This window comes from Pedobacter sp. AK017 (assembly GCF_014200825.1).
Lineage (GTDB): Bacteria > Bacteroidota > Bacteroidia > Sphingobacteriales > Sphingobacteriaceae > Pedobacter > Pedobacter heparinus.
This window is the reverse complement of the sequence record NZ_JACHCW010000022.1, coordinates 35,927-46,647: the sequence shown is the minus strand read 5'-3', so window position 1 is coordinate 46,647 and position 10,721 is coordinate 35,927. Positions and strand designations below refer to the sequence as shown.

At 42.0% G+C, this 10,721-nt stretch carries 9 protein-coding genes; 8 read left to right on the top strand and 1 reads right to left on the bottom strand.

Annotated elements, in window-relative coordinates; all coding sequences use genetic code 11:
* The 7 genes from HDC92_RS22890 to HDC92_RS22860 all read left to right on the top strand — a co-directional run.
* On the top strand, window positions 1-2,655 hold a 2,655-nt coding region (locus HDC92_RS22890), incomplete at its 5' end, for a beta strand repeat-containing protein (RefSeq protein ID WP_183877252.1).
* 14 nt (window positions 2,656-2,669) lie between these two features.
* On the top strand, window positions 2,670-3,626 hold the full coding sequence (locus tag HDC92_RS22885; RefSeq protein WP_183877251.1) for a DUF1566 domain-containing protein: 957 nt from the start codon (window positions 2,670-2,672) through the stop codon (window positions 3,624-3,626).
* 9 nt (window positions 3,627-3,635) lie between these two features.
* Window positions 3,636-4,589: a type IX secretion system membrane protein PorP/SprF gene (locus HDC92_RS22880; RefSeq protein ID WP_317618110.1), complete on the top strand. Its 954-nt coding sequence runs from the start codon at window positions 3,636-3,638 to the stop codon at window positions 4,587-4,589.
* A gap of 119 nt (window positions 4,590-4,708) precedes the next feature.
* Window positions 4,709-5,011 carry a pyrimidine/purine nucleoside phosphorylase gene (locus HDC92_RS22875; protein ID WP_183877249.1) on the top strand — a complete coding sequence of 101 codons (303 nt, stop codon included), beginning with the start codon at window positions 4,709-4,711 and terminating at the stop codon, window positions 5,009-5,011.
* Between the two features lie 252 nt (window positions 5,012-5,263).
* Entirely contained in the window at window positions 5,264-6,133 is an 870-nt protein-coding gene (locus HDC92_RS22870; RefSeq protein WP_183877248.1) for an ROK family protein, read from the top strand.
* Window positions 6,134-6,144: 11 nt separating this feature from the next.
* The gene (locus HDC92_RS22865) at window positions 6,145-6,969 is read left to right on the top strand and encodes an alpha/beta hydrolase (protein ID WP_183877247.1); all 825 of its coding nucleotides are present in this window, start codon (window positions 6,145-6,147) and stop codon (window positions 6,967-6,969) included.
* A gap of 109 nt (window positions 6,970-7,078) precedes the next feature.
* Window positions 7,079-7,996 carry a sugar phosphate isomerase/epimerase family protein gene (locus HDC92_RS22860; RefSeq protein WP_183877246.1) on the top strand — a complete coding sequence of 306 codons (918 nt, stop codon included), beginning with the start codon at window positions 7,079-7,081 and terminating at the stop codon, window positions 7,994-7,996.
* Window positions 7,997-8,019: 23 nt separating this feature from the next.
* On the opposite strand, the gene HDC92_RS22855 is transcribed toward HDC92_RS22860, so the two are convergent.
* Window positions 8,020-8,823 carry a response regulator transcription factor gene (locus HDC92_RS22855; RefSeq protein ID WP_012781209.1) on the bottom strand — a complete coding sequence of 268 codons (804 nt, stop codon included), beginning with the start codon at window positions 8,821-8,823 and terminating at the stop codon, window positions 8,020-8,022.
* 150 nt (window positions 8,824-8,973) lie between these two features.
* On the opposite strand from HDC92_RS22855, the gene HDC92_RS22850 reads away from it, so the two are divergent.
* The gene (locus tag HDC92_RS22850; RefSeq protein ID WP_183877245.1) at window positions 8,974-10,716 is read left to right on the top strand and encodes a hypothetical protein; all 1,743 of its coding nucleotides are present in this window, start codon (window positions 8,974-8,976) and stop codon (window positions 10,714-10,716) included.
* Window positions 10,717-10,721 lie beyond the last annotated feature (5 nt).

Sequence of the window (10,721 nt, the reverse complement as noted above, 5' to 3'; positions counted from 1 at the left end):
CTGGCTTTAAAAGCACCATTGGCTTCGCCAGCCTTTACCGGTACGGTTACTGGTATTACCAAAACAATGGTGGGCCTGGGGAATGTTGATGATACCGCTGATGCAGATAAACCTGTATCAACAGCAGCACAAACTGCATTGAACCTGAAAGTAAATTATACAGATACCGCTGCAATGTTGAGTCCTTATGCCAAACAGTCTGTTTCGCAATCTGCGATTGCATTGAAAGTAAACATTGCCGATACTGCTGGGATGCTAAGTCCCTACGCTAAACAGTCGGCTACCCAATCGGCCCTGGCTTTAAAAGCACCATTGGCTTCGCCAGCCTTTACCGGTACGGTTACTGGTATTACCAAAACAATGGTGGGCCTGGGGAATGTTGATGATACCACTGATGCAGATAAACCTGTATCGACAGCAGCACAAACTTCCCTTAATTTAAAAGCAGATTTAGCATCTCCAATACTTACCGGGACACCTACAGCCCCCACAGCAGCGGCAACAGTAAATGACAGCCAGATTGCTACTACAGCTTTCGTTAAAACAGCCGTTGATGAGCTTAACTCAAGTACAAGTACGGGTTTTGTTAATCTAACCACCGCACAAACTATTGCAGGAGCAAAAAGTTTCAGTGCAGATATTACGGTTAATGGTATTATCATTGGAAAAGGAAATGGTTCAATTACAACAGGTAACCTTGCTTTGGGAACCTCAGTATTAACTAATAATACAACCGGTCAGAATGTTATTGCTATTGGTCAAGGTGCGCTTTCTGGCAATACCACTGGCAATACAAACTTAGGAATAGGTGTCTCGGCTTTATCAGCAAATTCAACTGGAACAGAGAATGTTGCTATTGGAACTGCAGCCCTGGCTAATACTACTGGCTCATTTAATACGGCAGTAGGTCGAAGTGCCCTTTTATCAGGGGGGGCTATCTCTAGAAGTACGAGTGTCGGCTATAAGGCTGGGATGACAAATACTGGTAGTAATAATACCTTCCTTGGTGCAGAAACGGATCAGAATTCAGCCAGTCCTTCAATAACCAATGCGACAGCTATAGGTTATCTGGCTAAAGTTACTACTGCCAATCAAATTCAATTAGGTAATACCAGTGTAACCTTGGTAAATACCAGTGGAGCTATTACTTCGGCTGGTGTAATAACAGGTAATACAATTGTTAAGTCGGGTGGTTTGGCAACCGAATTTTTAAAAGCAAATGGTACTATAGATAACAACACCTATTTAACTACATCGGCTTCAACAACTGCACTGGCATTAAAAGCAGACCTCGCTTCGCCAATACTTACAGGAATACCATTGGCCCCAACTGCAGGTGCAGGTACAAATAATACTCAAATTGCAACCACTGCTTTTGTATCTTCAGAGATAGCTGCAGGTAATGCTGCCAATGTAACCGGTGTGGTACTTGGTGCAAATGGTGGAACGGGTATTGCCAATACTGGTAAAACGATTATATTAGGGGGTAATCTGACTACTACTGGGGCATTCGCTACTACATTAACCTCAACAGCAGCTACAACAGTTACTTTGCCGGTTACAGGAACATTGGCTACGCTTACAGGAACAGAAACGCTAACCAACAAAACCTTAACTGCACCTGTTATTTCAACCATTACCAATACAGGTACGCTGACCTTACCAACCACTACAGGTACATTGGCACTTACTACTGGTAATGTAGCTACAGCAACTTTAGCCAGTACTGTAACCACTAATGCCAATTCAACAGGAGATGTAACCAGTGTAGGTAATGTTACCACTTATAATAATGTTGTGCCGTCGGCTAAAGGAGGGGCAGGAAGCATAAACGGCATCTTAAAAGCGAATGGTTCTGGAGTTACTTCATTGGCAGTTGCAGGTACGGATTATTTAACCCCATCTGGCAATACAACTGGTAATGCTGCCAATGTAACCGGTGTGGTACTTGGTGCAAATGGCGGAACGGGTATTGCCAATACTGGTAAAACGATTACATTAGGGGGTAATCTGACTACTACTGGGGCATTCGCTACTACATTAACCTCAACAGCAGCTACAACAGTTACTTTGCCGGTTACAGGAACATTGGCTACACTTACAGGAACAGAAACGCTAACCAACAAAACCTTAACTGCACCTGTTATTTCAACCATCACCAATACAGGTACTTTAACATTGCCAACTACTACAGGCATCCTAGCCTTAACATCTGGCGACATTACTGGTAGTTCGGCTACGGTAACTACAGCTGCTCAACCTGCAATTACTTCCGTAGGAACGTTAACCAGTCTGACCTCAAGTGGTGCAATAACAGGTAATACAATTGTTAAAACCGGCGGAACAGGGGCCCAGATACTGGCAGCTGATGGTAGTGTGATTACAGCGGGTTTAGGTATAGCGATTTCCGGAGCTGCCATTTCAGCGAACATAAGAGAAGTAGCCGATGAATTTACTGCTACAGCCGCACAAACAAGTTTTACATTAACGCAAAGCAAAGCAGCAAACAGCAAAGTGAAAATGTACGTAAATGGAATCAGGATAAGCAATACCGCTTATTCTGTAAGTGGAACCACATTAATATATGTTCCTGCAAGTAATGGTTCATATGCTCTTGTTGCTGGGGATAGGGTACAAATGGACTATTACTACTAATATCTGATATAAGTATGAAACGAATTTTATTTATATTTCTATATATCTTTAGCTGTTATCAATCCTTTGCGCAGGGGTTAAGTAAAAATGGGGAAATTACAAATACAGGCACTATCTATGTTAATAAAAATGGTGCAATTGGAAGCCCCACAGGTGTGAATAAAAATGGACAGATCGTATTAGCTGCAACCTTGCCCAATGTGTCAACTACTGCAATAACATCAATAACCTATGGTGCTGCGGCTTCCGGAGGAAATGTTACCAATGATGGTGGGGCTGTCATAACATCTAAAGGGGTTTGTTGGAGTACTAACCCCGGTCCAACAATTACTTTAAATACTAAGACAACTGATGGTACTGGTGTGGGAAGTTTTAATAGCGGCCTTACTGGATTAACTTTAGGAACTATGTACTATGTGAGAGCTTACGCTGTAAACAGTGTTGGTACAGGTTATGGAACTGAAGTAAGTTTTACAACATCTGCTACTATTGCCGTTGGTGATAGCTACCAGGGTGGAAAAGTAGCGTACCTCTTATCCCCAGGTGATCTTGGTTATAATGTTAATGTACTACATGGCTTCATTGCTGCAATTAGTGACCAGGCTAATGCGAGGTGGGGTACTGAAAATCTGGTAATTCCAGGTGCTGATGGAACTGCAGTAGGTACAGGGCTTCAAAATACAATAGATATTATGGCCACCGAGCCCATACCATTAGTAGCAGCTAGGCTCTGCAGAGGAGTAACTATTAATGGGTACAGCGATTGGTATTTACCTAGCAAGGATGAGTTGCATCAGTTATTTATTAATCGAGCACTAGTAGGAGGATTTAATCCAGCTGGATGGTATATTAGTTCAACCGAATACAATAATGATGGCTATAATGGTTGGTATGAAGATTTCTCAAATGGCAATCAGAGTTGGGCTCCAAAGGACTGGGCACTAGGTGTGAGGGCAATCCGATCGTTTTAATCGTACTTTATGTTTCCTGTTTTTAGTTTAATAACTTTTGAAATCAATATGAATAAACCAATTATAGATCGGCAAAGATTGAAAGTGCTTTTATTTGCTTTATTGGCTGTTTTTTTTATGAATATTAAGCAAAGCAAAGCTCAGTTGAATCCACTGTCCTCTCAATATTACACCAACCAGTATTTAATTAACCCAGCCTTTGCCGGAGCCGGACAAGGTTTAAAACTGAATGGTGCTTACCGTAAGCTCTGGAGCAATGTACCCGGATCGCCATTGACCCAGAACCTTACCGCCGATTATGGTTTTAACAAGGTTGGTCTGGGCCTTACGGTAAACAACGAAAGTGCCGGCCTGCAGCGCCAGACCAGGGTAGTGGGCAGTTATGCCTATCACCTCAAACTGAACGACAACAACCATCAGCTGCATTTCGGGGTATCGCTGGGCTTTATGAGCCAGCGCCTGGAAAATGCCGACATTTATGGCAACCCGGCTGATCCGACAGTAGGACAGTATAACGACCGTAAAACCTACCTGGATGGCGATTTTGGGCTAGCCTATACTTCAGATAAACTGAACATCCAGGCAGCTGTGCCCAACCTGAAAAGTGTACTGAAAAAGGATGTGATCAAACTGGCCGATGTAGCTACTTTTTATACAGCAATAAGTTATAAGATCCAGATCAGCGAAGGCGCTGAAGGCATGGATGTAGAGCCTAAAGTGGCTTACCGGGGTGTAAAAGGTTTTGACAACATCTGGGATGCAGGGGCACAGTTTGGCATTGCCAATAAGCAGGCGTTTTTGCTGGCCATGTACCACAGTACAGAAAACGGCACCTTTGGTTTGGGCATGGATTTTAAAAAGAAATACCTGATCAGCGGAACTTATACCACGCAGACTTCGGCTTTAAGCAGCTATACCAATGGCAGTTTTGAGTTGAACTTAAGGTTAAACCTGAGCAAGTAAGAGATTGAAATTTTAGTAACCGCTGTGAATTATTTTCACAGCGGCTTTTTCTTAAATTTAATTTCGATGTGTACTGGGCAATGGTTATTTTGCGCCTGAAATAATTTAACATTTAAACAATGAGTAATTCAACTACAGATCTGCCGATATCCCACAATGTATATTTTGAAGGTAAAGTTCAAAGCCTTGGCCTGCAAACAGAAAAAGGTAAGGCAACACTTGGTGTAATGAAAAAAGGTAACTATACCTTTTCAACCTCTTCACCGGAAGAAATGGTTATAGTGGCAGGTGTAATGAAGGTTAAATTAGACGATAGCGGATATAAGGCCTACCATGCCCAGGATAAATTTAATGTGGCAGCCGGTGCTTCTTTTGACATTATATGTGATACAGATGTAGCCTATCTGTGTTATTACGGTTAAGTTATTAATTCGGTTTTAACGCAGCAATAAACTCTATTTTAAAAATGAGGGGGAATAACCCCATCTGCTCCGGCAACAGTGTGCCGGTCTACCTTGTGTGTGAGCGTCCAGTTACGGTAAAATGTACAGAAGCGAAGCATCAGATAAACAGGAGAACGGAGTTCAAAATTTTAAAAAATTGGTAAAACATTTTAATAAAGCAGTTTAATTAGCTTTATTTGAGAAACAGAACCAAATTTTTAAACAGAATCCATGACCTTAAACAGTTCCCTGCCCTTTATTGGGGTTGACATAGGCGGCTCACACATTACTGCAGCGCATATTGATTCATCTACCTATCACGTTATTGAAGAAAGTCTGGTACGCCAGCGTGTAGCACCCAAAGAAAGTGCTGAAATTATTCTAAATTCCTGGGTTGAGGGGATTTTACCGCTTGTAAATGGCTTTCCGGCAGGACAGATGAAAATAGGCATTGCCATGCCTGGCCCTTTTGATTACCAAAGCGGCATTGCTTTGTTTAAAGGTGTGCAGAAATACGATGCTTTATATGGTATAGATATAGGCGAAGCCTTATCCCGGCATTTAAACCTGCCCCTGGAAAACATCATTTTTATCAATGATGCAGAGGCTTTTTTACGGGGTGAGCTGGCTGCTGGTGCTGCTTCTGATGTAAAAAAGGCTATTGGCATTACTTTAGGCACAGGTTTGGGATCGGCCAGTAATTGTAAGGGAGCGCCAAAAGACGTAAACCGTGCGGCCCTGCCATTCCTGGAGCAAAATGCCGAAGAATACATTTCTACCAGGTGGTTCTTAAAACGTTACCATGAGCTTACCGGAGCAGATGTAAAGAATGTAGAAGAATTGCTGAATGTTGCAGCGCCGGAAACAAAGAATCAGATATTTGACGAGTTTGCTACAAACCTGGGTAGTTTTATCAATGATTTTATAGCAGATGAGGATCCTGAAGTATTGGTTATTGGTGGCAACATTGCCCGGACCTGGGCCCATTTTATGCCTAAGCTGGAGCAGCTGGTGGTAAATAAAAAAGTAAAGATCAGGCAAACCGAAATGTGGGAAAATGCTGCATTGGTAGGTGCAGCCTGTATATGGGTAAATAAATAATCGTTCAAAAAATGAGAAGATCACTTTTTCTTGCTGGCGTGATGCTGCTGTTTGGTATACAGCTAACTTTTGCCGCTAAGGTAGATACGGTGCAGACCTACAGTGCATCGATGAAGAAAAACATTAAAGCTGTTGTCATTACACCAGATAGCTACGCTGAAGGTAAAACCTATCCTGTTGTATACTTATTGCACGGTGCGGGTGGCAATTATGCCAACTGGATCAATATTGCGCCCGAACTGGGTCAATATGCCGACCAATACCAAACCCTCATTGTTTGCCCGGATGGTAATGTAACCAGCTGGTATTTTGACAGTCCGGTAGATCCGGAATGGAAATATGAGACTTATGTGGCCACTGAACTGGTAAACTGGATAGATAAGAACTATAAAACGATAAAAGACCGTAAGGGACGCGCTATTGCGGGCCTAAGCATGGGAGGACATGGTGCCTTATACCTTTCTTTCAGGCATCAGGATACTTTTGGAGCAGCCGGTAGTATGAGTGGCGGGGTGGATTTTACCTCTTTTCCCCTGAACTGGAATATCGCCAAAAGGTTGGGCGATTATGATAAGTTCCCGCAACGCTGGAAAGACAATACCATCGTTAATATGATCCATTTGCTGGTGCCCAACCGCCTGGCACTGATCATCGATTGCGGCAAAGAGGATTTCTTTTACGAGGTAAATATGAAACTTCATGAAGCGTTGCAGTACAGCAATATCCCGCATGATTTTATCATCAGGCCAGGTGCGCACAATGGGCAATACTGGAACAATGCGGTTAAGTACCAGCTGTTATTTTTTAATGGGTTTTTTAATAAGAAGGGAAAATAAACCGAAGGTATATTTTCTGTTAGTTTACCCATATACTTACTTAAATGTTTAGAATTCTTACGTGTACAATACACATTTAGATAAAAATACACACCTATAAATACACATTATGGAAACAAAAGACCGCAGAAGTTTTATTAAAGATTTAGGAATGTTAACGGCAGGGGCAGGGCTTGCTTCGTTGCTGCCATTGGAAGCTTTAAGTGCTTTTAAAAAGGAGCCTTATCTCATTTCCCTGGCCCAATGGTCGCTGCACAATACCTTGTTTGCCAAAAAACTGGACAACCTTGATTTTCCGCTGAAAGCGAAAAGGGATTTTGGTATTCACATTGTAGAATATGTAAGTATATTTTTTGATAAGAAAGATAAAGACCCGGCTTACCTGAAAGAACTCAAAAACCGGACTGATTCTGAAGGGATCCAGAACCACCTGATTATGGTAGACCGGGAAGGTAACCTGGGCGATACCGACGATAAAGCAAGGCTAACTGCGGTAGAGAACCACTATAAATGGGTAGATGCAGCCAAATTTCTGGGTTGTAAAACCATCCGTGTAAATGCTGGGGGCAAGGGAACAGCAGCGGAAGTAAAAGCTGCGGCCATTGATGGTCTGGGCAGGTTAACCGAATACGGTAAAAAGAACAGGATCAATGTTATTGTAGAGAACCACGGTGGTTATTCTTCCGATGGCAAGTGGCTGACGGATGTAATCAAAGGGGTAAACAGCTCTTATTGTGGAACCTTGCCCGACTTTGGGAACTTTGCCCTGGGAAACGGAAAGGAATATGACCGGTACCTGGGCGTGGAAGAAATGATGCCTTTTGCCAAGGGGGTAAGTGCTAAAACGATGAAATTTAATGCTGATGGTGAAGAAAGCGACATCGATTACAGCCGCATGTTCAGGATCATTAAAGCCGCAAAATGGAATGGAATAGTAGGAATTGAGTATTCAGGGGCAGGAGAAACGGAAGATGAGGGGATCAGGAAAACAAAGGCCCTGTTAGAGAAAGTGTTTAAACAGGGATAATCCTACCCGATCGTTTCAATAGTTTATATCAGCTGAGTTTTGCAGGCAAAGCTTACCAGTTCGGCAACATTTTTCGTGTTTGTTTTTTTTAGCATGTTCTTCCGGTGGTTGGCTACCGTATTTTCGCTGATGTTGAACCTGGAAGCAATCTGCTTGCTGCTCAGCCCGTCGGCCATATAACACAGGATATCTCTTTCATGGTGCGATAGCAGTTTATCTTCTGCATAGGGGAAAAAGTAGTTCTCATCAATGATCTGTTTGGTGATGATTCCATTGCTTTCTTCTATTTTTTCTATGCTGTGGTAAATTTGCCTGTCTTTCTTAAAAGGGCTGATGTCTGTAACCATGCCCAAACTGTAGAGCGGTAAACCTGTTTCTCTGGAAGTTATATAGCTTCCCCGCTGAAAAATAGGGATATATTTTTCTTCGCTGTTTCTTACCCTGAAATTATACGAAAAAACAAATTTGTGGTGTTCAGACTGGGGCTGCAATTTTAAAAAATTGGCATTCGCCGTAAACACGTTTTCATTATAAATCCTGAAGTCATCTTTCTGATAGATATCAATCAGAAAGGGCATGCCACCTTCCAGCAATTGCTGAGGATGGTGCCCTGTGATGATCCGACAACTATCTGTCATGACCAGGTACTGGGATTTGGTATAATCAATCACAAAAAGCAAAGGTGTGATGTTGTTCATAGCCATGCTCATCTGCTCAAATCTGGACATAAGCCCCTTAATGTGCTGTTCATCAATGGCATCATTGGTGTAGTAGATGTTTTGCAGATGCCCTTTGAAAGTAAAATTGAGCGGACGCGCAATGTTCATGATACTTTAACAATATGGAGATTAATGTAGTATATCAAATATAACGCTATTTTTTAAAAAATAATAATGACCACATCAATAGCTATTTATGGCTATTGATGTGGATGGCAGGCCGACCTAATTTAGCTGACAATTATTATAACTAAAAAGATGAAATTTATTTCGATCTGTATCGTTTTAACAGGTTTGTCTGTAGCTACAGCATATGCACAGCATAAACTGCCTGAAGTACCGGCAGTTCACATCAAGAGTTGTAACATCAAAGGAACATACGTTCCCAGAGATGATTTTCAAAAAAAGTTTCCCGATTTTAATCAGGACGGACGGTATGTTTTTGATAAAGCAGATGTCATTCCTTCTCCTATGGGACTTGATTACGACGGGTATTTCTTTCTTGACCGGTTTGATCAAAAAGAGTTTCCGGCATTTTTTGCCAACAGCAATAATACCTTAAATGGTTTTAACAGGATCATTGTCCAATTTACCCCCAGAGAATCAGGGGTGCAGTTTCATCTGGACAGGGAAAATTACATTTACAATAGGTTTGATATCGAATATCCCGAATTGTATAACCTGAAATCAAACTCAAGGGCTGCATACGATAAGATGAATGCGCTGTATAAATCGGAAGTGAGCAAAGTCCTGGAAAAGAAAGGGGCAGTAAAGGTAGTTTTTTCAGACCTGGCAAATTCAGCCTATGATACAGATTCTCTTTTTTACGATGACCTGGTACTGGATTTTCAATATGTACAGAGCAATACCTGGATGCAGGCCAAAACGGCGGCTAAATTTCCTTCCCATTCCCTGTACCAGCTGGTGGTAAAAGATGTTTCCGGAAAAGTCCTGAAAACCTATGGTCAGGCCATATTCTTTGAAGGCGAACATGGCAAGATGTCGCGACCAAAGCTTACCGAACATTTTGTTTTTGCCACTACCTTTCCAGTAGCGCTTACCTCGTTGGTAAACCAGTTTTTAAACGATGAAACGTTGTGCAATGAAATCAAATCTGCAAATGCCCTCAGCCAGAAAAATATAAGTTCCAATCAGGTATATGCCAATCTGTTGCGGTTAAGAAGCGGATACAATTTAATTAAGGCCAAAAAAGCTGAACTGGTTAATATTAGTTTGAACCTGGGTGTTAAACTGATTGAAATAGAAGGTGGAATTGCAGGTGTAAAGCAAGCAAACGAGCAGCAAAATGCAATTAATTCATTAACAGGTAGCGATGTTTCAGGTGCTATTGGTGGCCTGTTTACGAATATGATCCTTAAGACTGGGCAAAATAAAAACATGGACAGGATAAACCGCATCACAACGATGCTGCAAAAAAGGGCGGAGGATCTGAAAAATGAGGAAAATATATTTTTAAGCCAGGTATCCCAGTACCTGATCCACCCTTCGGATCTGGAAATGCTGTTGCAGGATAAAAATGAGATGGATACGCGCCTGGATGCGATCTTAGATCGTACGGTTTCGGACAAAGCAACCGTTTCCAATTCTTTAAATGAAACCTACAGATCGCTTAACCAGACATTTATTTCGAATATCAATACCGGTCTGCAGTTTGCAATTCAAAACAATACAGCTACTGCAGGTAGTCAGGCAAGTGGTGGAAGTAACAATAGCAGCGCGCAGATCGGGGGAGCTGATGCTTGCAGTAAAGTATCGGAAAGTGAATGGAAATCATCGCCTGAATATAAAAAATGTTCGAGCCAGACCGTGGTAAATACCAGCCAGGCAAGTTGTGAACGGGCCAAGGCTAAACTGATAGAGATCACTTTAAAAAATTGCCGTTCAAAGCTACCGGCAAATGAAATTAAGCAATTGGAGCAGACCCGTCAGCAGCTGTTGCAGCGTGCTGCGCAAATGGAGAGCGGAGCCTTTAGGATGTGATTTTA